The following is a 23,560-nucleotide window of genomic DNA, read 5'->3' as shown; positions in this document are numbered from 1 at the left end:
CGTTCAATCCGGCACCGCACGCGCGTTGCCGCTGTCGCGTGGCGCCGATGCGCCGCACCGCCCCGTCGCGCTCGACGACGTGCCGCTCAACCGCTTCCACGTGAAGATCGCCGGCCTGACGTTCGGCGCGCATTTCACCGAGGGCTACACGCTCGGCACGATCGGCTATGCGCTCGCCGCGCTCGGCAGGCAGATGCCGATCGACGCGTTCTGGATGGGGATGATCGGCAGTTCCGCGCTGATCGGCATCTTCTTCGGCAGCCTCGTGTTCGGCTGGCTGTCCGACCGGATGGGCCGGCAGAAGATCTTCCTGACGAGCTTCGTGATCATCACGGCGGCCGCATTCGCGCAATTCTTCGTCACGTCGCCGCTCGAACTGTGCGTGCTGCGCGTGCTGATCGGCTTCGGGATGGGCGGTGACTTCACGGTCGGCCACGCGATCCTCGCCGAATTCTCGCCGCGCAAGCATCGTGGTGCGCTGCTCGGCTCGTTCAGCGTGATCTGGACGATCGGCTATGTCGCCGCGAACGTGCTTGGCCTCGCGTACAGCAACGCCACCCCCGATGCATGGCGCTGGCTGCTCGCGTCGGCCGCGTTGCCCGCGCTGATCGTGCTGGTGCTGCGGATCGGCACGCCCGAATCGCCGCGCTGGCTGCTCGGCAAGGGCCGGGAGAAGGAGGCACGTGCGATCGTCGCGAAGCATTTCGGGCCGCACGTGATGCTCGACGGCTCGACCGAGCCGCATGCGCATGGCGGCTTCGCGCGGCTGTTCCAGCGTGACCTGATCCGCCGCACGATGTTCAACTGCGCGTTCTTCGTGTGCCTCGTGATTCCGTATTTCGCGATCTACACGTTCCTGCCGACGATCCTGAAGACGATCGGCCTCGCCGAAGGTTTCGGCGCCGACCTGCTGCTGAACGGCTTCCTGGTGCTGGGCGCGCTGATCGGCATCTGGCTGACGATCCGGCTGTCGCGGCGCGGCTTCCTGATCGGCTCGTTCGCGGTGACGTGCGCGTCGCTCGTCGCGCTGGCCGTGCTGCCGTCGTCGGCGGCCCTCGCGATGATCGTCGCGTTCGCGATCTTCACGCTGACGATGTCGGCGTTCAGCAACCTCGTGGGCGTGTTCCCGCCCGAGTGCTTCCCGACCGAAGTGCGCGCAAGCGGCGTGGGCCTCGCGATCGCGTGCAGCCGGCTCGGTTCGGCGATCGGCACGTTCCTGCTGCCGGTCGGTATCGCGACGCTCGGCTTTCACGCGACGATGTTCGCGCTCGCGGGCGTGCTGCTGGTGGGGATGATCGTGTCGATCGCGTGGGCGCCCGAGACGAAGCACCTGACGCTGGAGGAGGCGTCGGGGCATTGACGAGGACGGCGGGTTGTGTGACCGCCTGCTGCATCGCGCTCGATCAAGGCTTTCGTATCGACAAGCCGCTGATACGCTGCGACGATGCTGCGCTCGATTCGAACGAACCCGGCCGTGGCCGGGTTCGTTCATTTGGGACGCGATGCGATGCGCACGTTCGCTCAGAACAGGATCGACGCATAGTCTCGCGCGCCGTGCAGGATGTGAAGAATGTCGATCCGAGCCGGCGGATCGCCGACGACCCGATAGAAGATCTGGTAGTTGCCGTACACGCGATGCCGCACGCCGTGACGCTCGAAGCGCGGCACCAGCGGAAACGCCAGCGGCATCGCGGCAAGACTCAGGCATTTATCGCGAATCTCCCGCACAAACGTTACGGCGCGTTGCGGGTTGTCGCGTGCAATGTAATCGGCGATCGCTTCGAGTTCGCCAATCGCAAAATCGGACAGGCGCACGGTCAAACCTGACGATCCGCCTGGGCCCGATACTTCGCCTCGAGGCGATCGAAGACTTCCGCTGCGTCGGCGCCGCGTCCGGCTTCCGCATCGGACAGGCTGCGCGCGATCACCGCGTCCAGCGCGTTCAGCTGTGCCTCGCGATCCTGGATGAGGCGTACACCTTCGCGAAGCACTTCGCTCTTGGATCCGTAGCGCCCTGATTCGACCAGCTTCGCGACGTAAGCTTCCAGCTGCTGGCCCAGTTCCGCACTGATCATGCCGACCTCCCGACCGGATTGAATTCGATGCGTCAAGCGTACCCCGGTTATCAACTGTTATCAAGAAGACAAGCTCCAAAGGATCGGCGCAAATGCTTTCGACATGCCGATCGGGGGGATGGACGGAGCGGGACGCGCTTCAGGCAGGCTGCCGCGCGCCGGCATTCATCCGGTTTTCGCCTTCACTCGTGTAGCCTTACCGGACCCTCACCGTGCGAGCAGCGATCATGATTGAAGACATCGTCACGCCACAACCTGGCCTGAAGGTCTACCCGCCAGACGCCGCCGTCTTTGCCGAGCCCCATGCCGCACTCGCGCGCCACCTGCATCCGCTGGTGTCGATCGACCTGTCGACGGTCAATCCGTCGTGGGAGGGCTGGATCCACCTGCTCAGTCCCGTCGAACCGTACGACGGGCTCGTCGGGCAGGACACGGCCGCGTATCACAACGACTATCTCCGCGCGAACTGGATCGGGTTCCGGCTCGACGAGAACAACCGCTACACGCTGCTCGGCGACCCGCGCTACTTCTATCTGGAAAACCCGCCCGGCGCGCATGACGCGGGCTATCGCGCGGAACTGGAGGCGCACTACACCGAGCAACAGGCCAGCATCGAAACCGCGCGCAAACGGTTCGCCGAATACGGCGTGCTCTACTCCTCCAACCAGTACGCGCCGGACGAGCGCGATTTCAGCCGGGAAAAGCCGTGCAACCTGATCGACCAGCTCGGCGGAACAGTCGGCTGGGGCAACTGGTCGGGCACGTCGGATTTTCCGGTCGACGACCGCAATCCCGACGACATCCGGCCGATCGGCCCCGACGGTGCTCGCTTTCGCTTCGTCGCCAGCGTCACCGGCTGGGAATACCGCGCGATGGGCGCGGACTCGATTCTCCTGTTTTACGAGCCGGCCAGCCGCGTGGCGCTGCTGACGTTCGACTGGTCGTAGGGCGGGCGGGACGGGCGGTCGCTCCGTCTCGTGATTGGCCGTTTGGCGGACTCTGCCCGCCGGATTCGCGCCGATATGCTGGGGCTTTCCATTCATCGCCGGAAGCCATGCCCGCCCAGCGTGTCGATCTCAGCCATGTCCTGCCCTACGAGACGACGTACTTCGACGATCAGCTCGAGGTCGATCGAAACGACCTCGATATTTCCGCGTTGCTGGGGGTGAGCGGCAACGTCCCCGACGAACTGCTCGTTGCGTTGTGCGGCGCGCCTGCCGGATCGGAGATCCAGACCTATCTCGACAGCGCAGACAGGCTGACATTCGCCGTCACGCACCCGACATTGATCCGATCGGAGAATCGCGTCTCCGTGCTCAAAACCCGGGACACGCGCGTACTCGAATTGGGATCCATCGATCTTGTCGATAACGCCGTCGCCGGACTCGGTGCAGCGATGCTATGGCGGATCGCCAGAGCATGCGATAGGTTGAAGATTGCCCGGATCAGCGCGTTCGCGATAGGCGGTCGCAAAGCCGCACCGGAATCCGGCGGGCCGCGGCTCTCCGGATACTACGCATGGCCCAGGTTCGGCTTCGATGCGCCCATTCCGGATCGGCAAGGTGACGAGGCTGCGCTGTTCCAGTATTTCCCCGGATATCCGGTCGGATTGGCCGACCGGTCGCTCCGGTCGCTACGTGCACTCTACGCAACGCGATTCGGGCGGGACTTCTGGCGCGTCGCCGGGTCGCATCGCTGGATGACATTCGAGGTTGCCCCGCATGGCCATTCAGTGCTGACGCTGCAGCAATACCTGATCGAAAAAGGAATTTACGAATGACCCAAAAGCACCATCCAATCACGGGCTTCCGATTCGCGAAGCAAATAGCAAGGCGCAGCCGCATAACGAACGAGAATCGCCCCATTCGTCTCGCGGAAATCCGGCTGCTCATTGGCGAGCTCGTCGCGAGCGTACGCCCACACGGTCAAACGCAGGCTCCGCTGACGTCTACCGTCGAATACCACGCGCAACCGGCCGGCAAGCCGGTATCACCGCCGCAAAGAAAGGTCTTCGACGTGGGGCCGATCGATCACTCGAAGAGCACATTGCAGATCATATCGATGGCCGATGCCGAAGCCCGTTGTCGCCGGGAAACACTCATGCACTTCGGACAGGATCCGGACCTGTAACCCGCAGCAATGGAAAACAACCGCACGGTTCGTGCTCGACGACGATCAATCCAGTCTTCAAGCGTAACGATCTTTGACACTGCACCCAACCGGAAGCGCCACACGACCGACGCGGACTGATCCGATTGCTTCCACAGAAAGATCAGCCGCGTCTCAGCAACGAGGCCCCCTACCCCCGCCTCCCCGCCTGCTCCCGCAACCACGCAGCGAACGCGACCACCGGCTCGACCGCGACGCTCTCCGGCTCGACATCGAGCCAGTACCCGAACGGCCCGATCGGTTGCACCGGCGACAGCCGCACGAGGCTGCCCTCGCCGATCTCCTCCTCGATCATGTTCAGGTCGACCACCGCGAGCCCCGCACCCTTGCGCGCCGCGCGGATCGCCTGTTCGAGCGTCGAAAACTCGATGCCGTCGCCGATCCGCGCCGGCGGCACGCCCGCCTGCTCGCACCAGTCGGCCCACAGCGTCAGGCGCTTGCCTTCGTGCAGCACATGCAGCGACGGCAACCGGCCCAGCAGCACCTCCAGCGCATCGCCGCGATAGCGCGGCGCGCCGACGAGCGCATGCCGCTCCATCATCAGCAGCTCCGACTGCATCCCGGCGCGCGCCGCGCGCCCGAAGCGGATGTGGCAATGGCATTCGTCATCCGGCTCCGTGCGGATCGACAGCTCGACGTCGGGCAGCGCCTCCGCGAGCGTGCCGAGCCGCGGCGAAAACCACTGCGTCGCGAACGTCGGCGGCAGCGACACCGTCAGCCGCCGTTTCGCACCCGGTCGCGTGGCGGCGATTTCGCCGACGCCCCGTTCGATCGTGTCGAACGCCTGCCCGATGAACGGCAGCAGTCGCTGGCCGGCATCGGTCAGGCGCACGCCCTTGTGATCGCGCTCGAACAGCCGCGCGCCGAGCGCTTCCTCGAGCAGCCGGATCTGCCGGCTCACCGCACCCTGCGTCACGCACAGCGAAACCGCCGCGCGGTTGAAGCTCAGGTGACGCGCGGTCTCCTCGAAAAATCGCAGTGCGATCAACGATGGCAGGCGTCGCATGATGTGTGTCCCCTTCGTTTGTATCGTTTGTATCGTTTGTATCGTTTGTATCGTTTGTGTCGTTCGTGTCGTTGCCGGCCGGCACCGCCGGCCCTCCTGCCGGCGTGCCTTGTCACGACAAGGCACGCCAGCCGCCATCCCGTCAAACCCGCGCGCCCGCCGTCGCCGCCATTCATCGTCCCCGCGCCCGCGCCACCCGCCTACAATAAGCATCCCGCACCAAACACGACACCGCCCCGTGAGACGCAAGATGCCGGCGCTGAATGCGCTGAAAGCCTTCGAGATGGCCGGCCGCACCGGCAGCTTCACGCGCGCGGCCGAGCTGCTCAACGTGACGCAGAGCGCGGTGAGCCGCCAGGTTCGCCAGCTCGAAGGCCAGCTCGGCGAAACGCTGCTCGAGCGCCGCCATCACCAGCTCGAACTGACCGCGGCCGGCCGCGTGCTGCTGCGCGCGCTGCAGCAATCGTTCGACAAGATCGAGCTGACCGTGCGCAGCCTGCAGGAAAAAACCCACCTGAACCGCCTGCGCGCGAACGTGCCGCCCACCTTCGCCGCGCGCTGGCTGATGCCGCGCCTCGGCCGGCTGCGCGACGCGCATCCCGAATTCGAGCTGAGCCTCACGACCCGCATCCACGACAGCCTCGGCGAATCGCGCGTGCTCGACTGCGCGATCCGGTTCGGCGACGGCGAATGGGACGGCTTCGACAACGCACTGCTGATGCAGGAACAGCATATCGCCGTCTGCGCGCCCGCGCTGTATGCGCGGCTGCGACAGGACGGCGCGCCGATCGACCTGAACCGCTTCACGCTGCTGCACGTGCTCGCCACCGACGACCAGCGCTACCTGACCTGGCAGCACTGGCTGAAAGCAGCCGGCATCGCCGACGTCGACACGCGAGGCGGCTACGAATTCGACCTGCTCGACCATGCGATCCGCGCGGCGATCGACGGTCTGGGCATCACGATCGCCGACCGCCACATGGTCGCGCGCGAACTCGCGACCGGGCAACTGATGCAAGTGCTCAACGTGCACGTCGACGGCCACCAGTCGTACTGGTTCGTCACGCGGCCGGAGCAGACGAACCTGCCGCACATCGTCCAGTTCCGCGACTGGCTGCAGCAGGAAGTGTGGCTCGCGAAGCGCCATCTCGAACCGTCGTCGCCGCTGCCGCAGGTGCCGCTGGCCTAGCGCGCGACCCGCCCGGCCACGCTCGACAGCCGTCGACCACCCGCCGCGGGCGACACCTTACCGCCTCCCGCGTCAGTCCGCACTCGGACCAGTCGGAAAATGCGACACGGCCACCGTCCGCGCCCCGTCCCGCCCTCACCGCAGCAGCCTTGCCGGACGGGCGTCTCCCGCCGATTCGCCGAGTAACGTGCGTTTTTCTCATGCTCTACGCGTAAATAAGTCGTTTGTCGTGCGCTAAACGCATGAACAGAATGGCCTCCATCCCGTGCCGCGCGTGTCGCCACTCGAAGCGATCCGCCTGCATTCATCGGAGGAGTCACTTCATGCGCACCGAACGCAACTACGTGAACGGCCGTTTCGTCGCCCCGGAAAGCGACACGTTCATCGTCGTCCACAACCCCGCCACCGAAGCGCCGTTCGCGCGCGTGCCGGCCGCGACGCCGGCCGACGCGCTCGCCGCCGTCGACGCCGCGGCCGCCGCGCAGAAGGCGTGGCGCAAGCTGCCGAGCGCCGAACGCGCCGCATACCTGCACCGCTTCGCCGACGCATTGACCGCACGCGCGCCCGAGATCGGCGCGGCGCTCGCGCAGGAGTCCGGCAAGAGCGGCGAGGACGCATCGAACGAAGCCGTCTACGCGGGCCAGATCACGCGCTACCACGCCGAGTGGGCGCGCCGAATCGAGGGCGAGATCATCCCGAGCGACACGCCCGACGAGAACCTGTTCCTGCAGCGCGAGCCGATCGGCGTCGTCGCCTGCCTGATCCCGTTCAACTACCCGGTCTACACGCTGCTGCGCAAGGTCGCGCCCGCGCTGATCGCCGGCAACACCGTGGTCGTGCGGCCGAGCAACCACACGCCGGTGTCCGCGTTCGAAATCGCGAAAGCCGCCGACGATGCCGGCTTCCCGCCGGGCGTCGTCAACATCCTGACGATGGACCACGCGACGGCCGAAGCGCTGTGCACGCATCCGGCAGTCGGGATGATCACGCTGACCGGCAGCGTGAACGCGGGCCGCAAGGTGCTCGACTACTGCAAGGCGAACATCGCGAAGCCGTCGCTCGAACTCGGCGGCAAGACGCCCGCGATCATCGAGCCCGACGCCGACCTCGAACGCGCCGCCGCCGCACTCGTCGCGTCGAAGACGACCCATTGCGGCCAGCTCTGCACGGCGATCGAACGCGTATACGTGCACGACAGCGTGCACGACCGCTTCGTCGGGCTGCTGAAGGAGAAGATGGCGGCCGTGCGCATCGGCGACCGTGCGGAAGACGCGTCGCGGATGGGCCCGCTGGTCAGCGCATCGGCGCGCGCGCACATCCACGGGATGGTCGAACGCGCGATCGCAGCCGGCGCGACGCTCGAAACCGGCGGTGCGATTCCCGCCGGCCCCGGCTTTTTCTATCCGGCCACGCTGCTCACCGGCGTGCGGCAGGACATGGAGATCGTGCAGGAGGAAACCTTCGGCCCGATCATGCCCGTGCTGCGCTACACGACGATCGACGAAGCGATCGGGTTCGCGAACGACCATCAGTTCGGCCTGTCGTCGGTGCTCTACACCGAGCACTACCGCACCGCGATGACCGTCGCGAACGCGATCGAAGCCGGCGAGCTGTACGTGAACCGCACGCCGGCCGATCCGTACCAGGGCTTCCACGCCGGCTGGAAACGCTCGGGCCTCGGCGGCGACGACGGCAAGCACGGGATGCTCGAATTCACGCAGACGCGCCTCGTCGTCATGAAGTACTGACGCCGTCACGCCGACGCACCGTTTCCGGCGCGCGCACTCGAACACCACGCCGCGCGCGCCGCCCCTGACCCCACCAGCACATAAAAAATCTGCAGGCGTCCGCCTAAAGGACGCCTGATGGAGGAAGACATCATGCCGACCCAACCGTCGACACCCAACGCGTCGCTCGCGTTGCACGACAAGGCGCTCGACGCTCACGCGTCGCAGCATTCGCGCGCACAACGCTACCTGCAACTGCTGCTGCTCGTGATCGCCGCGGGCGCCATCTACCCGATGCTGTATCTGCGGCAGGTCTACCAGCCGACGATGCTGCAGTTCTTCCGTATCGACGACGTGCAGCTCGGCTACCTGTATTCGTCGCTCGGCACGATCTTCCTCGTCAGCTATTTGCCGAGCGGCTGGCTGGCCGACCGCCTGTCGCCGCGCTGGCTGATCTGCTTCTCGCTGCTCGCCACCGGCGCGCTCGGGCTCGTCTATGCGACCGGGCCGTCGTTCGACATGCTGGTGCTGATCTTCGGCGGCTGGGGGCTGACCACCGGCCTCACGTTCTGGGCCGCCGTGATCAAGCGCGTGAACATGATCGCGGGCCCAGACGAACAGGGTCGCTTCTTCGGTCTGCTCGACGGCGGCCGTGGCCTCGTCGAGGCGCTGCTCGCGACGATTGCCATCACGCTGTTCGCCTATGTGACGCAGGCGCGCGGCGGCACCGATGCAGCCGGCTTCAAGCTCGTCGTCCACCTGTACGCGTTTTTCTGCATCGCGCTCGGCGTGCTGCTCGCGCTCGTGAAGGACCCGTCGAACACGGGCGACCGCGCAGTGGCCGCAAAGCGCGCCAAGGGCAACGTGCTGACCGACCTGAAGACACTCGCGGCGATCCCCGAGCTGTGGCTCGTCGCCGCGATCGTGTTCTGCGGCTATCAGGTGTTCTGGGCGACCTACAGCTTCTCCGCGTACCTGCACGAAGGCAATTTCGGACTCAGCGCAACGGCGGCCGGCTTCATCACGACGCTCAAGCTGTGGATGCGCCCCGTCGGCGGCATCGGCGGCGGCTTCCTCGGCGACCGCGTATCGAAGGTGTCCGTCCTGTTCTGGGCGCTGGTGCTTGCCGCGCTGTCGCTCGTCGGGCTGATCGCCGCACCGGCACACAGCCCGCAGGCGATGCTCGTCGTGCTCGTGCTGTTCATCGGCATCCTCACCTACGCGATCCGCGGCCTGTACTGGTCGCTGCTCGACGACTGCAAGGTGCCGACGCATTGCGCGGGCCTCGCGATCGGCCTGATCTCGGTGCTCGGCTATTCGCCCGACGTGTTCGTGCCGCTGATCAACGGCTACGTGACGCAGACCTACCCGGGCGCGCACGGCTACCAGCTCTATTTCGGCTATATCGCGGCCATCGCGCTTTGCGGCGCGGGCGCGGCCGCGTTCCTCAAAACCCGCCTCAACCGCCTCCAGGAGTCCGCATGAAGATCGTTTCGCTCGAAACCCATATCGTCGCCGTGCCGCCGCCGCATGTCGGCGGGATGTACTGGATCTTCGTGAAGCTGAAGACCGACGACGGCATCGAAGGCGTCGGCGAGATCTATTCGGCGACGTTCGGCCCGAAGGCGATGGCCCCGATCATCGACGACGTGTTCGAACGCCACCTGCTGAACCGCGATCCGCACCACGTCGAGCGGCTGTTCCGTCAGGCGTATTCGAGCGGCTTCACGCAGCGCCCCGATCTCACGATGATGGGTGTCGTCAGCGGCCTCGAGATGGCGTGCTGGGACATCATCGGCAAGGCCGCCGGCAAGCCCGTATACGAGCTGCTCGGCGGCAAGATCCACGAGCGGCTGCGCTCGTACACGTACCTGTACCCGAAGAACGCGAAGGGCGAATACGACTACGACGACCCTGACCTCGCCGCCGAATGCGCGGCCGAGAACGTGAAGCTCGGCTTCACGGCCGTCAAGTTCGACCCGGCCGGCCCGTACACGGCTTACTCGGGCCACCAGTTGTCGCTGGAAGTGCTCGACCGTTGCGAGCTGTTCTGCCGACGCGTGCGCGAAGCCGTCGGCAGCAAGGCCGACCTGCTGTTCGGCACGCACGGGCAGATGGTGCCGTCGTCGGCGATCCGGCTCGCGAAGCGGCTCGAGAAATACGACCCGCTGTGGTTCGAGGAGCCGGTTCCCCCCGGCCAGGAAGAAGCGATCGCGCAAGTCGCGCAGCACACGTCGATTCCGATCGCGACCGGCGAGCGCCTGACGACCAAGTACGAATTCCACAAGCTGTTGCAAGCAGGCGGCGCATCGATCCTGCAGTTGAACGTCGCGCGCGTGGGCGGCCTGCTCGAAGCGAAGAAGATCGCGACGCTCGCCGAAGTGCACTACGCGCAGATCGCGCCGCACCTGTACAACGGGCCGGTGGGCGCCGCCGCGAGCATCCAGCTCGCGACCTGCACGCCGAACTTCCTGATCCAGGAAAGCATCATGACGTGGGGCGGTTTCCACGCGGAAGTCGTGAAGACGCCGATCCGCTGGGAAGACGGCTACATCATCCCGTCGAACGAACCGGGCCTCGGCATCGAGCTCGACATGGACGTCGTGCGCCGCCACACGCCGTACACCGGCGAACGGCTGCACCTGCAGATGGGCGAACACCCCGTCGACGTGAAGGATCTCGCCCCCGCGAAGGGCTGAGCGCAAAGGACATACATGAGCTACGACTACATCATCGTCGGCGCGGGCTCGGCCGGCTGCATCCTCGCGAACCGCCTGAGCGAATCGGGCCGGCACTCGGTGCTGCTGCTCGAAGCGGGCGAACGCGACGCGTCGTTCTGGTTCAAGGTGCCGGTCGGCTTCACGAAGACCTACTACAACCGCCGCTACAACTGGATGTACTACAGCGAGCCCGAGGCGCAGCTCGCCGACCGCAAGCTGTACTGCCCGCGCGGCAAGGTGGTCGGCGGATCGGGGTCGATCAACGCGATGGTCTACGTGCGCGGCCAGCGCAGCGACTACGACGACTGGGCGAACGCCGGCAATCCGGGCTGGGCGTACGACGACGTGCTGCCGTACTTCCGCAAGCTCGAAACCCACGCGGCCGGCACGACCGATCCGCAGCATCATGGCTCGACCGGGCCGATCCACATCACGTCGATGAAGGCCGACGTGCACCCGATCGTCCACGAATTCCTGAAGGGCTGCGGCCAACTGAACCTGCCGCGCACCGATGATTTCAACGGCGCGCAGTTCGAAGGCGCGGGCATCTACGACCTGAACACGAAAAACGGTGAACGCTGCTCCAGCAGCTTCGCGTACCTGCGCCCCGCGCTGGGCCGCGCGAACCTCACGCTGCGCTCGGGCGTGCTCGTGCGGCGCGTGACGTTCGACGGCACGCGTGCGACCGGCGTGGTCGTCGCGGGCGAACACGGCGACGAAACGCTCGTCGCCGCGCGCGAGGTGATCCTCGCGGCCGGCGCGGTCGATACACCGAAGCTGCTGCAACTGTCGGGCGTGGGCGATCCGTCGCTGCTCGCGCGCCAGCGCGTGCCGCTCGTGCATGCGCTGCCGGCCGTCGGCCGCAACCTGCAGGACCACCTGTGCGTGAGCTTCTACTTCAAGGCGAACCGGCCGACGCTGAACGACGAGATGGGCACGCTCATCGGCAAGATGAAGATCGGCTTGCGCTACCTGCTGACGAAGCGCGGCCCGCTCGCGATGAGCGTGAACCAGGCGGGCGGCTTCTTCCGCGGTACGGACGATACGCCGGAGCCGAACCTCCAGCTCTACTTCAACCCGCTGTCGTACCGGATTCCGAAGAGCGATCGCGCGAGCATCAAGCCCGAGCCGTATTCGGGCTTCCTGATCGCGTTCAACCCGTGCCGGCCGACGAGCCGCGGCACGATCGAGATCGCGTCGAACCGCGCGGAAGATGCCGCGAAGATCCACATCAACGCGCTGACCACGCAGAAGGATCTCGACGAAGCCGTGCAGGGCAGCAAGGTGATCCGTGCGCTGATGCGCGCGCCGGCGCTGAAGTCGATGACCGTCGAGGAGATCTCGCCGGGGCCGCAGGTCGATTCCGACGAAGCCATCCTGCAGTATTTCCGCGAGCAGTCGGGTTCGATCTATCACCTGTGCGGCTCGTGCGCGATGGGGCCGGACGCGGCGACGTCGGTGGTCGATGCGTCGCTGCGCGTGCACGGGCTGCAGGCGCTGCGGATCGTCGATGCGTCGGTGTTCCCGAACATCACGTCGGGCAACATCAATGCGCCGACGATGATGGTCGCGGAGAAAGGCGCGGACCTGATTCTGGCGGACGCGCAACGCACGGAAACCGCCGGCGCGCCGACGCATACCCGCGAAGCCGTCCCGCACTGACGCGCCGCCCCCTCTGCATCGTCCGATCGGGACAACGCCCGTCGGCACACGGGAAAACACTGCCATGAACACGCCGCGCGACCCGTGTGCACAGGCTCGAAACGTGCATTCGGTTTTGACGAAAGTCCCCGAGAAACGGGTGGCTCGCGTGCGATGTGACGCGCGTTCAGCAAACGCGTAGCGTGACGCGAAGCGATCCAGGGCAACGCACGCGCCGGCCTGCCGGCGGCGTGCCCCCGGGGGGGAACCGCAGGCCCGAGGGGGAGACGCGCCGTGAAACGCATGCCATTTCGCTGCATCCGTGCCATCACCTATGCAAGCGTGCTGCTCTTTCAGGCCCAAGCGCAGGCGCAGGCGCTGGACGCCCAGTCGACCCAGGAGAACATTTCCGCGCTGCGCCACGAAGTCGATCGTCATCTGCAGGAACTGAGCGCGCTCAAGCGCAAACTGGCCGACGAGGAAGCCCATCTCTCGCGCCTGAGCCGGGCGCTGGACGACCGGGGACTCGCGGCCCGGCGCGGTGCGGGCCCCGGTGATGCCGGCGGCTCCGGCGACGCGGCGCCGCCAGCCGATACCGGCGCCCCGGGCGGCGCACCCGGCACGGCAGGCAACGTGCAATCCGCGGCCGGGTCCGCCGCGCCACCGAGCCAGCCGATCGGCCAGGCGCCGGTGGCGGAAACCGCACCGCCGCCCGTCGCGCCGATCTTCGATCAGCCCGGCGTGCTGACGCCGAAGCACAAGTTCGTCGTCGAGCCGTCGTTCCAGTTCAACTATTCGTCGTCGAACCGCGTCGCACTCGTCGGCTACACGATCATCCCCGCGCTGCTGATCGGCCTGGTCGACGTGCGGGAAGTCAAGACGACCACGCTGACCGGCGCGGTCGCGGTACGCTACGGGATCACCAACCGGATGGAAGTCGAAGTCCGCGTCCCCTACGTGTACTCGACGAACGACACGATCAGCCGCGAGATCTTCACCGGTTCCGCCCAGGACAACGCGTTCAACAGCCACGGCAAAGGCCTCGGCGACGTCGAAATGACGCTGCGCTACCAGTTCAATACCGGCGGTCCCGACAAGTTCTATTACATCGGCTGGCTGCGCTTCAAGACCGCCACCGGCAAGAGCCCGTTCGACGTCGTCACCGACTGCGTCACGCGCTGCGTCGGCAATGCCACCGGCACCGGCCTGCCGCTCGAGCAGCCGACGGGCTCGGGCTTCTACGCGGTCCAGCCGGGTCTCACCTGGCTCTTTCCGTCCGACCCGGTGGTGTTCTTCGGCAACTTGAGCTATCTGCACAGCTTCAGCCGCGACAATCTCAGCCTCACGATTCGCGACGGGCAGAAAGACTTCATCGGGAAATTGCAACCCGGCGACATCTGGGGTTTCAACATCGGCATGGGCCTCGCGCTGAACGAGAAAGCGTCGGTGAGCCTCGGCTACGACCAAAGCATCGTGCTGCCCACGAAACAGAACGGCCAGACGATTCCCAGCTCGGTACGCGTGATCCTCGGTTCACTGCTCCTCGGTTACTCGTACCGGCTGTCACCGAAGACCACGCTGAATCTGTCGATCGGCGCCGGCCTCACGCGCGACACGCCGGACGTGGTCATGACGCTGCGCGTGCCGATTGCATTCTGATCGCCGACATGCGCCGACGGCGGGCCGCGCGACGCACGCCGGCACCCGCGTGCCATGACCCGCTCATCCGCCGATCATCGACCGCTCACCGAACCTCATCGCCCCGGCAACGCGCCGAGCAGCGCATTGTTCAGCGTCGACATCACGTTCAGGTTCTTGAACGTCGCCAGTGTGTTGACGGTCGTGTTGATCGTCGTCAGCGCCTGGATATGCTGGTTGTTCAACGTGTTCTGGATCACCGCGCCGGTCAGCGCCGGCAGCGCGGCGGGCTGCGCGGCGTTGCCGGCGCCGACCTGGATCAACGCGCCCGCGTTCGCGGCCGCCAGGGCCTGCGCCTGTTGCGCGGTGATATGACTGATGTCCGGGATGTTGAAGCTGGTCGTCGTGACCAGCGTGCCGTTCACGAACGCGACACGCGACACGCCGAACGAAATCTTCAGGCCGCTCGGCATATCGAAGCCGCCGCGCATCGCATCGAGGCGCGCGTCGCTGAGCGCGATCGCACCGGTTGCCGCCCAGTTTCGTGGTTGCGCGCCGCCCGACTCCGGTTCCGGGGCCGGCGGCCCGGCCGCGCACTCCGTCATCGCGAGCGGCCCGGCACGCACGATCGGCACGCCCCCGGCCCCCGACTCTGCAGGCGCCGTATCGACGCCCGCGCTCGTGGCGGCTGCCGGCACGACGGTGCTCGTCTGCGCGACAGGCTCGACAGTCGCGGTCGGCACGCCGTCCTGCATCGCCGCCGCACTCACGGACGTCGCCCCGCCGCATACCATCGCGGCGATGCCGGCGATCCTCCTGGTCTCGGATCTCATGACGATCCTCAAAAGTCGCTCGGGCCGTGCTTCGGCATCACGACGTTGTACAGGCCGTCGCGGGCAATGCCGGTGTAGAGCGGCGCGCTGGGCGCAACGCGCCAGTCCCGCGGATCGTTGAACACCGCGCGCTCGGGCCGGTTGTGGATCACGAAAATCACATGGTCTTCCCACTTCTGCTCGAAACTCGCCAGCGACATCGGCCGCGTGCCGGTGGCCGGATCGCCGACGAGCACACGCCCGTCACGCAGCCCCTTCACGACCACGAAATGGTGATAGCCGTGCTCGGTGATCAACACGATCGCCGGCGTGTGCGTCTTGGCAAGCGTCTGCAACGGCAACTCGAAGCCGTCCGCGACGAAGCCGTTCGCTTCGAGAAAACGCCGGATGTCGAGCAGCGAGAAGCCCTGCTGGCGGATCTTCTCCTGATTGCCGTTCTCCCACATCTGGGCGAAAGCGGTCTGCTCGGTCATCGGATAGTCATACTGATAAGTCAGCAGCGTCGCGACGGCAGCCGACCCGCAGCTGAAATCGAACTGCTGCTTGATGGTGCGCTTGAATCGCGCTTCCTTGAGACTCGTGACGTGCATCGCATAACCGGCGCCCGCCGGATCGACGACCGTCATCTCGTCCGCCGATGCAACCGGGCCGGATAGCGCGTACGCGAGCGCCACGATGCACGCGGCGGCAACCTGTCTCATCGCTCAATTCCCGAAGCGCACGTTGAGCACCGTCGCGTTCTGAATCAGCACGTTCGCGCCGGTATTCTGGATGACCGTCGGCAGACCGCTCGCATTGGCGAACGAGCCGTCGGTGATCGAATTCGAGCCGGTCGACACCCGGTTCGCGACGTTATCGGCCACCGTGCCGGTCAGATAGTTCTGGCCGATCAGCGCGTCGCCACCCCGATGCTCGTCGAGCTGGTCGGGCGTCATCGCGACGCCGAAGCGGGCCGCTTGCGCGGTCGCGGCGCCAGTCGCGGAGGGTGTCGCCGTCGCCGGGGCTGCAACGGCTGCGGCCGGATCGGCCTGATCCGCGCGTGCGGCGGTTGGGGAAGGGGCAGCGCCCGGCGCAACGCCGACTGCTGACTCCACCGCGACGGTTCGCACCTCGTCAGCCATGGCATGGACCGTCAGGCCCGGCAGCAGCGCTGCGGGCAATATCACCTGCGAAAGTGCCGTTCGGATTCGCATGGCTGTCTCCTTGGTCCCTGCGCGAGCCGGCACGAACCGGGCGCACGGGGAGCGGAATCCGCGTGACCGTCGATCGACGGAAATCGGCCCGGCCTGCGCCGACGAGAGCGAGACGGCCGTTCGGCCGTCCCGCCCTTGCCGGCACGTCAGTCCATCCGCGATCGAACGCGAGCCGCAGGATCACCTGCGCCCGCGTCGATGCATCCGGCTCGCCGGGACCTACCGGCCGTTCTAACGTCCTACCGACAGGTTCGCCTGCACGGTCACAGCCTGCTGAACGAGCGACGCCATGCCGCTGTTCTGGTTGGCGACCATGATGCCCGCCGCGGTCTGGCCAACGCTCGCCATTGCGTTGGACATGTTGAATGTCCCCGCATTGACCGTATTGGCTCCGCCTGCGCCACCCGCGCCGCCGACCGCGCCGTTACCGACGCCGCCGTTGCCGGTGCCACCTGCGCCGCCCGCGCCACCCATCGCGCCCACCGCGCCGCTACCCGCGGTAGCGCTGCCGTTGCTGGCCGTCGTCGTCGCGCCACCGTTCGTCGCGCCGCCGCCCGTGCCCGCGCCGCCGGCTCCGCCGTTGCCCGCCGCGGCCGTCGCCGCGCCGCCGGTGCCACCCGCGGCCGCACCGCTGCCGCCGGTACCCGAGCCCGATCCGCCCGAAGCCGTCGACGTACCCGCCGACCCTCCGCCGCCCGTGCCGCTACCCGAACCGCTGCCGGTGCCCGTGCCCGTACCGGTGCCGCTGCCGGCCGATGCCGACGCGCTTCCGCTGCCATGATTCTTGGCCCACGCGGAACCGGCACCGGCCGCGCCGGTGCCACCGCCCCAGCCTGTGCCGGTGCCCGTGCCGGAGCCGCCTACGCCGACCGAAGCCGCGATGGCGCCGCCGCCCTTGCCGGAGCCATAGCCGCCGCTCGCCGTGGCATTGCCGCCAGTCCCGCCGCTGGCGTCAGGTGAGCCGCCGGTTCCGCCGCCACCGCCGTTGCCGGTGCCGGCCGTCGCACTGCCGTTGCTGGCGTTGCCCGCCGTGGCGCTGCCGTTATGCGCGCTGCCGCCTTTCCCGCCGGCGCCGCCCGCGCCGCCGCCGCCGCCGTTACCGCCCACGCCGCCGTAGCCGTAGCCGTTGCCGCCCTTGCCACCGCTTCCGCCGGCCGCGCTGCCCGAATTGGTCGCGTTGTTGCCAATGCCCCAGACCTGGACATTGCTCACGTACCCGTCGAGTTTGCTGATCGCGACGATCTTGGTACTGTTGTAGGAATCCTGATAGACGCTCGCGCCAGGCGAGACCTCATTTGCATTGGACCCGGTGGAGCTGGTCTGGCTTGAGCTGACCGCGTTGCTGAGCGTGTTCGATCCGTCATCCGCTTTCTGGCTGCACGTCGAACTGGCATTGCTGCTGCATGGATTCGCTATCGCGTAGCCGCTGCATCCCAAGGCGAGAAGCGCAGCGGACGCCAATAAAGTCTTACGCATGAAATCCTCCTGAAGTAACGAGGAACGGCTTGGCCGACCGCACCAATCCGGGCGACATCACGCATCGGCGATGCCAATTCTCCAAGCGGCCCGAATACAAAGAGACCGTGGGATTTTTCACGCGACATGGCCTGCCCCGCGCGACGCCGCCACGCCACTCATGTTTCAACGCTGAAACGTGCCGATCGGCACGGTACCGTGGCATCCGTGAGGCGCAGAAGCCTTTCCCGTTTGCATTCAAGGGCTTGCCGATCAGGCCGGCGCGGGAACGGCACGTGCGCCATGTTTCATTTTTGAGATTGCCGTCGGGGCGCATTCGGGTATGCCTGTCGCGCCGGATATTCGATCTCGACCGCAAACGCACGCCTAGACAAGGACGTGCGGGAATTCATTCCGCCAAGGCGTTAAAAACCCGGATAAAGCGCCATTCGGAAATGTTTCGAATGTGATAGGGCGCCTTTTCTTCGGCGCCCGTCAGCGGCGAGCGCCGGCACGCGCGGATCGGGTGATCGACAGGTAGGAGGATTTCGGCCGGCAGACGCGAAGGAATGGCAACGTACGTCCCGCTGCGGTGCACCGCACGGAACCCATGGGCCGCCGGCAGTTCACTCGTGTACGAGTGCCCGCCGGCGGCCGCTCGAAAACGCACGCGGCGCCCCGCGCTTCGTTGCGTCGTCCTCGCGACGGCTCAATTCACGCTCGCGCTTCGCCACGAACCTTCTCACATACTCGTCCGCCGGACGAGACAGGATGTCGTCGCGAAGGAGAACGCCATGACCACTCATCTTCGGCAACTCGGCCTGCCGCGGGGCCTCGTCGGACGGATTGTCGGCCGCATCATGCGCCGGCACAACCGGCCGGACAACCTGTGGACGCTGTCGCTGCTCGCGATCGGCGACGGCGAGCAGGCACTCGAAGTCGGGTTCGGCCCCGGCGACGCGATCAGGCTCGCCGCTGAAGCCGCACCATCCTGCCGCATCGCCGGCGTCGATCATTCCGCGACCATGCTGGCCGCCGCAAAGCAGCTGAATCGCGCGTTCATCGAGCAAGGCCGCGTACGGCTCTCGCTCGGCTCCGTCGACGCGCTTCCGTTCGCGGACGACGCGTTCGACAAGGTGTTCTCGATCAACTGCATCTACTTCTGGCGCAACCCGGCGCTCGGCCTGGGTGAATTGCGCCGCGTCGTCAGAAGCGGTGGCATCGCCGCGATCACCGTACGCGACATCGAGCGCGCGCCGTACGATGCGTACCGGCCCGACACGCTGGCTCGCCTCATGACCGACGCCGGCTTCGCGTCGATCACCATCCATCGCAACGGGGTACCGTCGCATCCGCTCGCTTGCGTGCTCGGCACGAAGTAGCGGCCGCACGTCGAAACCGGCGACGCTCGCCGCACACCGGCAGACATGCGGCTTCGGCGCTTGCCGGGGAGCGGCGGGCGGAACGCGGCCACGGGTCGGCAAGCCGCTTCGCGTTTCGCAGGGGGATTCCGGCTCGCAAGCGGATGGGCGAGCGCATGCGCGTCCGGCCCCATCATCGCAGGCGCGGCGCGCAGCCGCCATGCAACCGTCTTCGGATATGAAGCGTCGCGGTCGGTGAACGGCAGGTCGATCCGCCCGCCTCCCGCGTTGCCCCCCGTTTCCCGCCCGTCGTCGATTGTTGCCGGTCGAACAACATGATGTGTGCACGCCCGGTGCTTCCGCCTTTCATCCCCCTGACTACAATCCTTCTCACGCCCGGTTGAAAGGCGAGCGCAGCGAAACGCGCGAAATTCGTGGTCGTGCTCGTGAACGGCACCCTGCAATGCGACTTACCCCACTTGATAAATAGGACTATTGATGATGAGCGAAACCACCCGCAATGTTCAGCCGGTTGTCTCCAACCTCGGCAAGGCAGGTTCAGGCGAACTCGTGCCGTCCCGCTACGCCGTCCGCGTGGGTGACGTCGACGTCGTGCTGATCAGCGACGGCATCCTGCCGCTGCCGACCTCCACCATGTCCACCAACGTGAGCGAAGCGGACCGCAATGCCTGGTTCGACGGCCGCTTCCTGCAACGCGACATGTTCGACTGGGCGCTGAACATCGCACTCGTGCGCAGCGGCGAACGCCTGATCCTGATCGACTCAGGCGTGGGCGACGGCTTCGAATACTTCACGCGCGCCGGGAAGACGGTGATGCGTCTGGAATCGGCCGGCATCGACTTGTCCGCGCTCACCGATATCGTGATCACCCATATGCACATGGATCACGTCGGCGGCCTGAATGTCGACGGCGTCAAGGCCAAGCTGCGCCCGGACGTGCGCATTCACGTGTCGGCCGCGGAAGTGGCGTTCTGGAAAAATCCCGACTTCAGCAAGACGGTGATGCCGGAAACGGTGCCCCCGGCACTCCGCAAGGCGGCCGAGAAGTTCGTGGCGCTCTACAGTGAAAACATCGTCCAGTTCGATCAGACCGTGGAAGTCGCCGCAGGCGTGTCGGCGCGCGTGACGGGCGGGCACACGCCCGGGCACTGCGTCGTGGACATCGCATCGAACGGCGAGAAGCTGACGTTCGCGGGCGATGCGATCTTCGAAGTCAATTTCGATCATCCCGAGTGGCAAAACGGCTTCGAGCACGATCCTGAAGCGGCTGTCGCCGTGCGTATCGCGCTGTTCAATGAAGCCGCCGAAACCGGCGCGCTGCTGGCCGCCGCGCATGTCGCGTTTCCGTCCATCGGTCATATCGCAAAGGACGGCGACGGATTCCGGTTCGTGCCAGTTCTGTGGGATTACTGATTACCGGTCACGGATCGGCGTTCGACGATCACGACGAGACCGCCGCACGTCCACGAGACGTGCGGCGGTTTTTCGTGGACGATCGCGTGCCGTCGCCGTGGTGCCGAAAAACGGCACGCCGCCTGTCGCGGCGTGCCGTGCTTCATGCTCCCGTCCCGGCTTCCCGCCCGGACGCCCTCGTCAATTCACACTCGTGCGCTTCTCCACGAACCGCCGGACATAATCATCAGCCGGCCTGGACAGAATATCGTCCGGCGTCCCGACCTGCACGAGCGTGCCGTCACGCAAAATCGCGATCCGGTCGCCAATGCGCAGCGCTTCGTCCAGATCGTGCGTGATGAACACGATCGTCTTCGACAGCGTCGCCTGCAGCTCGAGCAACTGATCCTGCATCTCGGTACGGATTAGCGGATCGAGCGCGGAAAACGCCTCGTCCATCAGCAGCACATCGGTATCGGCCGCCAGCGCGCGCGCGAGCCCGACGCGCTGCCGCATCCCGCCCGACAGCTCGTCCGGATAGTGATCGCCATAGCCGTCGAGCCCGACCTTCGTCAGCCAGTTGCGCGCGGCCTCGGCCGCATCGTGCCGCTTCTCGCCGCGGGTGCGCAGCGCATACGCGGCGTTGTCGAGCACGGTCTGGTGCGGCAGCAGCCCGAAGTTCTGGAACACCATGCTGACCTTGAAACGACGCAGCTCGCGCAGCCCGTGCGCGTCGAGCTTGATCACGTCGCTGCCGTCGATCACGATCTCGCCGGCCGTCGGCTCGATCAGCCGGTTGAAGTGCCGCACGAGCGTCGATTTCCCCGAGCCCGACAGTCCCATGATCACGAAGATCTCGCCCGACTCGATGCCGAGGCTCACGTCGTTGAGCCCGACGTTACAGCCCGTTTCGGCCAGCACCTCGGCCTTGCGCTTGCCCGAGCGCAGCAGGTCGAGCACGCGCGCATGCGCGGCCTGCGGCCCGAACAGCTTGTACACGTGTTTGACGTCGATGGTCGCCATGTCTGCCTCCGTTCCTATGCATGCGACGACTGCGTCGCCTGATTCGAATCGACGCCCGCCGACTGCGCCTTGCGCGGCAGCCGGTACGGCACGCGCGACGCGCCCTTCTGCCGGCGCTGCTGCGCGAGCCGCCGCCGTGCGCGGCGCTCCTGGCCGAAGCCCTGGCTGATCCGGTCGATCACGATCGCGAGAATCACGATCGCGAGGCCCGCCTGCGTGCCCTTGCCGACGTCGAGCGTCTGGATGCCCGCGAGCACGTCCTCGCCGAGCCCGCGCGAGCCGATCATCGACGCGATCACGACCATCGACAGCGCCATCATCGTCGTCTGGTTGATGCCGGCCATGATGCTCGGCCGTGCGAGCGGCAACTGCACGTTGACGAGCAATTGCCAGCGCGTCGTGCCGAATGCGCGCGCGGCTTCCGTCACGTCCGGATCGACCTGGCGGATGCCGAGATCGGTCAGGCGGATCAGCGGCGGCAGCGCATAGATGATCGTCGCGAGGATCGCGGGCACCTTGCCGAGCCCGAACAGCATCAGCACCGGGATCAGGTACACGAAGCTCGGCAGCGTCTGCATCACGTCGAGCACCGGCAGCAGCATCCGGCGCAGCCACGCGCTGCGCGATGCGAGGATGCCGACCGGCACGCCGATCGCGACCGACAGCACCGTCGCGACGAGCATCAGCGCGAGCGTCTGCATCAGCTTGTCCCACAGGCCGAAGCAGCCGATCACGTAAAGCAGCAGCATGAAGAGCGCGCCGAGGCCGATGCGGCGTGTCGCATTCCACGCGATCGCGCCGACGACCAGCAGCACGAGCCACGGCGGCGCCACGCGCAGTGCGCCTTCGAGCGGCACGAGCAGGTAGCGCAGCACCAGTACGCTGAAGTGATGGAAGCCGTCGCCGTATTGCGCGACGAAAGTCTCGAGCGCGCTGTTCACCCAGTCGGCGATCGACAGGTGCAGAAAGAAGCCGTTCATTTGATTCTCCGTCGCGCCGCGAAGGCGCGTGACGGCGGCGGGCGCGGGCCCGCCGCCGTGCGCAGGTTACGCGCCCTTCAGGCTGCCGGCGATCTTCTGCGCGACGTCGGCCGGCACCCACTGCTTCCACATGTCCTGGCGGGTCTTCAGGAACTGCGTGGCCATCGCCGCGCCGTCGATCTTCTTCGTGGTCATCTCGAGGATCGTCTGGTTCAGGAAGTCCATCGGGAATCGCACCTTGCCGAATACGCCGACGAGATCGGGGTTCGCATCGGCGAACGGCTTCGACACGCCGACCGTCAGCCGCGACACCATGTACGACGACGCGCACTGGTGCGTGCTGCTCTCGTCGCGCAACGTCTTCCAGCATGCTTCGTTATAGGCCGGCATCTTCAGCGCGGTGAACTTGTATTTCGCCATCAGCGCGGCCGGGCCCCAGTAATAGAACACGATCGGCGCGCCGCGCTGGTACGCGGACGCGATCGCCGCGTCGAGCGCCGCACCGGTGCCCGGATGGAAGTTCGTGTACGACTGGTCGAGCTTCAGCACGCGCAGCAGGCGCGTGTTCACGCGCTCGCAGTCCCAGCCCGTCGGGCAGTTCAGGAAGCGGCCCTTGTCCGGTTCCTCCTCGTCGGCGAACACCTGCTTGTACTTCGGCAGATCGTCGACCGACACGAGCCCCGGCGCGACCGGCTTGATGTTGCGTGCCGGATCGCCCTTCACCACGTAGTCGGGCACGAACCAGCCTTCCGTGGTGCCGCCCGGCAGCGTGTCGCCGATCAGCTTCACGGCGCCCGACGAGACGGCCTTCGCGGTGATCTCGCTGCGGCCCGTCCACTGCTCGGCCCAGATCTGCAGGTCGTTGCGCGCGAGCGCCGTTTCGGTGGCGGCCGTACTGCCCGGCACGACGTCCGTCTTGCAGCCGTAGCCCTTCTCCATGATCTGCCGCAGCACTTCGGTCGCGAACGACCCGCTTTCCCATGTGATGCCCGCGAAATGGACCGTCTTGCCGTCGGTGCACGCGCCGCCGGCCGCGTGGGCGGCAGGCGCGGACAGGATCGCCGCGGCGGCGAGAAGGACCGTTTTCAGTCGTCGAATCTGCATGGTGGGTCGTCTCCAAATCGAATCTGTTGTTTG

Annotated in this window: 23 protein-coding genes; 13 read left to right on the top strand and 10 right to left on the bottom strand. The window is 66.6% G+C overall.

What is annotated here, in order from left to right; translation table 11 throughout:
- Nucleotides 1-25: 25 nt before the first annotated feature.
- Nucleotides 26-1,360 (top strand): MFS transporter, encoded by a 1,335-nt coding sequence (locus CFB50_RS20005; RefSeq protein WP_256979351.1) that lies wholly within the window; start codon nucleotides 26-28, stop codon nucleotides 1,358-1,360.
- Nucleotides 1,361-1,521: 161 nt separating this feature from the next.
- Here CFB50_RS20005 and CFB50_RS20000 read toward each other — a convergent pair whose 3' ends face one another.
- Together CFB50_RS20000 and CFB50_RS19995 are read right to left on the bottom strand one after the other, a co-directional pair.
- Entirely contained in the window at nucleotides 1,522-1,821 is a 300-nt protein-coding gene (locus CFB50_RS20000; protein ID WP_069250621.1) for a type II toxin-antitoxin system RelE/ParE family toxin, read from the bottom strand.
- The gene (locus CFB50_RS19995; RefSeq protein WP_069250620.1) at nucleotides 1,818-2,075 is read right to left on the bottom strand and encodes a type II toxin-antitoxin system ParD family antitoxin; all 258 of its coding nucleotides are present in this window, start codon (nucleotides 2,073-2,075) and stop codon (nucleotides 1,818-1,820) included. Before CFB50_RS19995 ends, CFB50_RS20000 begins: the two co-directional genes overlap by 4 nt.
- Before the next feature lie 227 nt (nucleotides 2,076-2,302).
- Here CFB50_RS19995 and CFB50_RS19990 point away from each other — a divergent pair, with 227 nt between their 5' ends.
- The 3 genes from CFB50_RS19990 (at nucleotide 2,303) to CFB50_RS19980 (ending at nucleotide 4,205) form a co-directional block, all read left to right on the top strand.
- Nucleotides 2,303-3,022 (top strand): hypothetical protein, encoded by a 720-nt coding sequence (locus CFB50_RS19990; protein ID WP_089446960.1) that lies wholly within the window; start codon nucleotides 2,303-2,305, stop codon nucleotides 3,020-3,022.
- A gap of 107 nt (nucleotides 3,023-3,129) precedes the next feature.
- Nucleotides 3,130-3,855 carry a hypothetical protein gene (locus tag CFB50_RS19985; protein WP_069250618.1) on the top strand — a complete coding sequence of 242 codons (726 nt, stop codon included), beginning with the start codon at nucleotides 3,130-3,132 and terminating at the stop codon, nucleotides 3,853-3,855.
- Nucleotides 3,852-4,205 (top strand): hypothetical protein, encoded by a 354-nt coding sequence (locus tag CFB50_RS19980; RefSeq protein WP_069250617.1) that lies wholly within the window; start codon nucleotides 3,852-3,854, stop codon nucleotides 4,203-4,205. Before CFB50_RS19985 ends, CFB50_RS19980 begins: the two co-directional genes overlap by 4 nt.
- Before the next feature lie 169 nt (nucleotides 4,206-4,374).
- On the opposite strand, the gene CFB50_RS19975 is transcribed toward CFB50_RS19980, so the two are convergent.
- A complete protein-coding gene (locus CFB50_RS19975) occupies nucleotides 4,375-5,250 on the bottom strand; it encodes a LysR substrate-binding domain-containing protein (protein WP_069250616.1) in 876 nt (291 codons plus the stop codon).
- A gap of 250 nt (nucleotides 5,251-5,500) precedes the next feature.
- On the opposite strand from CFB50_RS19975, the gene CFB50_RS19970 reads away from it, so the two are divergent.
- From CFB50_RS19970 to CFB50_RS19945, 6 genes are all read left to right on the top strand, one after another.
- Nucleotides 5,501-6,439 carry a LysR substrate-binding domain-containing protein gene (locus CFB50_RS19970; RefSeq protein ID WP_011356424.1) on the top strand — a complete coding sequence of 313 codons (939 nt, stop codon included), beginning with the start codon at nucleotides 5,501-5,503 and terminating at the stop codon, nucleotides 6,437-6,439.
- A 323-nt stretch (nucleotides 6,440-6,762) separates the two neighbouring features.
- Nucleotides 6,763-8,187: an aldehyde dehydrogenase gene (gene aldA / locus CFB50_RS19965; protein WP_089446959.1), complete on the top strand. Its 1,425-nt coding sequence runs from the start codon at nucleotides 6,763-6,765 to the stop codon at nucleotides 8,185-8,187.
- 132 nt (nucleotides 8,188-8,319) lie between these two features.
- Entirely contained in the window at nucleotides 8,320-9,651 is a 1,332-nt protein-coding gene (locus tag CFB50_RS19960) for an MFS transporter (RefSeq protein ID WP_089448373.1), read from the top strand.
- Nucleotides 9,648-10,865, top strand: coding sequence for a mandelate racemase/muconate lactonizing enzyme family protein (locus CFB50_RS19955; RefSeq protein WP_069250614.1), 1,218 nt, complete (start codon nucleotides 9,648-9,650; stop codon nucleotides 10,863-10,865). The genes CFB50_RS19960 and CFB50_RS19955 overlap by 4 nt, the downstream gene beginning before the upstream one ends.
- Before the next feature lie 15 nt (nucleotides 10,866-10,880).
- Complete coding sequence (locus CFB50_RS19950) at nucleotides 10,881-12,548, top strand: GMC family oxidoreductase (protein WP_069250613.1); 1,668 nt, start codon at nucleotides 10,881-10,883, stop codon at nucleotides 12,546-12,548.
- Between the two features lie 273 nt (nucleotides 12,549-12,821).
- Nucleotides 12,822-14,186, top strand: coding sequence for an acetate kinase (locus tag CFB50_RS19945; RefSeq protein ID WP_069250612.1), 1,365 nt, complete (start codon nucleotides 12,822-12,824; stop codon nucleotides 14,184-14,186).
- 95 nt (nucleotides 14,187-14,281) lie between these two features.
- Here the strand turns inward: CFB50_RS19945 and CFB50_RS19940 are convergent, their stop codons facing one another.
- From CFB50_RS19940 to CFB50_RS39555, 4 genes are all read right to left on the bottom strand, one after another.
- Nucleotides 14,282-14,998, bottom strand: a complete 717-nt coding sequence (locus CFB50_RS19940; RefSeq protein ID WP_231937880.1) for a hypothetical protein — start codon at nucleotides 14,996-14,998, stop codon at nucleotides 14,282-14,284.
- A gap of 8 nt (nucleotides 14,999-15,006) precedes the next feature.
- Entirely contained in the window at nucleotides 15,007-15,699 is a 693-nt protein-coding gene (locus CFB50_RS19935) for a C39 family peptidase (protein ID WP_069250610.1), read from the bottom strand.
- A gap of 3 nt (nucleotides 15,700-15,702) precedes the next feature.
- A complete protein-coding gene (locus CFB50_RS40085) occupies nucleotides 15,703-16,164 on the bottom strand; it encodes a hypothetical protein (protein WP_231937926.1) in 462 nt (153 codons plus the stop codon).
- Nucleotides 16,165-16,422: 258 nt separating this feature from the next.
- Nucleotides 16,423-17,667 carry a hypothetical protein gene (locus CFB50_RS39555; RefSeq protein ID WP_069250608.1) on the bottom strand — a complete coding sequence of 415 codons (1,245 nt, stop codon included), beginning with the start codon at nucleotides 17,665-17,667 and terminating at the stop codon, nucleotides 16,423-16,425.
- 29 nt (nucleotides 17,668-17,696) lie between these two features.
- Between CFB50_RS39555 and CFB50_RS38850 the strand changes: the two genes are divergently transcribed.
- The 3 genes from CFB50_RS38850 to CFB50_RS19915 all read left to right on the top strand — a co-directional run bounded on the left by CFB50_RS38850 (nucleotide 17,697) and on the right by CFB50_RS19915 (nucleotide 20,441).
- A complete protein-coding gene (locus tag CFB50_RS38850) occupies nucleotides 17,697-18,116 on the top strand; it encodes a hypothetical protein (protein WP_143750993.1) in 420 nt (139 codons plus the stop codon).
- A 324-nt stretch (nucleotides 18,117-18,440) separates the two neighbouring features.
- Nucleotides 18,441-19,028 (top strand): class I SAM-dependent methyltransferase, encoded by a 588-nt coding sequence (locus CFB50_RS19920; protein WP_179254206.1) that lies wholly within the window; start codon nucleotides 18,441-18,443, stop codon nucleotides 19,026-19,028.
- Between the two features lie 480 nt (nucleotides 19,029-19,508).
- Complete coding sequence (locus tag CFB50_RS19915; protein ID WP_069250606.1) at nucleotides 19,509-20,441, top strand: MBL fold metallo-hydrolase; 933 nt, start codon at nucleotides 19,509-19,511, stop codon at nucleotides 20,439-20,441.
- Between the two features lie 180 nt (nucleotides 20,442-20,621).
- Here the strand turns inward: CFB50_RS19915 and CFB50_RS19910 are convergent, their stop codons facing one another.
- The 3 genes from CFB50_RS19910 to CFB50_RS19900 all read right to left on the bottom strand — a co-directional run bounded on the left by CFB50_RS19910 (nucleotide 20,622) and on the right by CFB50_RS19900 (nucleotide 23,527).
- Nucleotides 20,622-21,443 carry a quaternary amine ABC transporter ATP-binding protein gene (locus tag CFB50_RS19910; protein ID WP_069250605.1) on the bottom strand — a complete coding sequence of 274 codons (822 nt, stop codon included), beginning with the start codon at nucleotides 21,441-21,443 and terminating at the stop codon, nucleotides 20,622-20,624.
- Nucleotides 21,444-21,457: 14 nt separating this feature from the next.
- Complete coding sequence (locus CFB50_RS19905; protein ID WP_069250604.1) at nucleotides 21,458-22,423, bottom strand: ABC transporter permease; 966 nt, start codon at nucleotides 22,421-22,423, stop codon at nucleotides 21,458-21,460.
- Between the two features lie 66 nt (nucleotides 22,424-22,489).
- Nucleotides 22,490-23,527, bottom strand: a complete 1,038-nt coding sequence (locus CFB50_RS19900) for an ABC transporter substrate-binding protein (protein ID WP_069250603.1) — start codon at nucleotides 23,525-23,527, stop codon at nucleotides 22,490-22,492.
- Between the last annotated feature and the right edge of the window lie 33 nt (nucleotides 23,528-23,560).

Origin of the sequence: Burkholderia sp. AU33423 (assembly GCF_002223135.1) — a bacterium.
Taxonomy (GTDB): Bacteria; Pseudomonadota; Gammaproteobacteria; order Burkholderiales; family Burkholderiaceae; genus Burkholderia; species Burkholderia lata_D.
The sequence above is the reverse complement of the archived record's forward strand: the minus strand, read 5'-3'. Positions and strand labels throughout refer to the sequence as shown.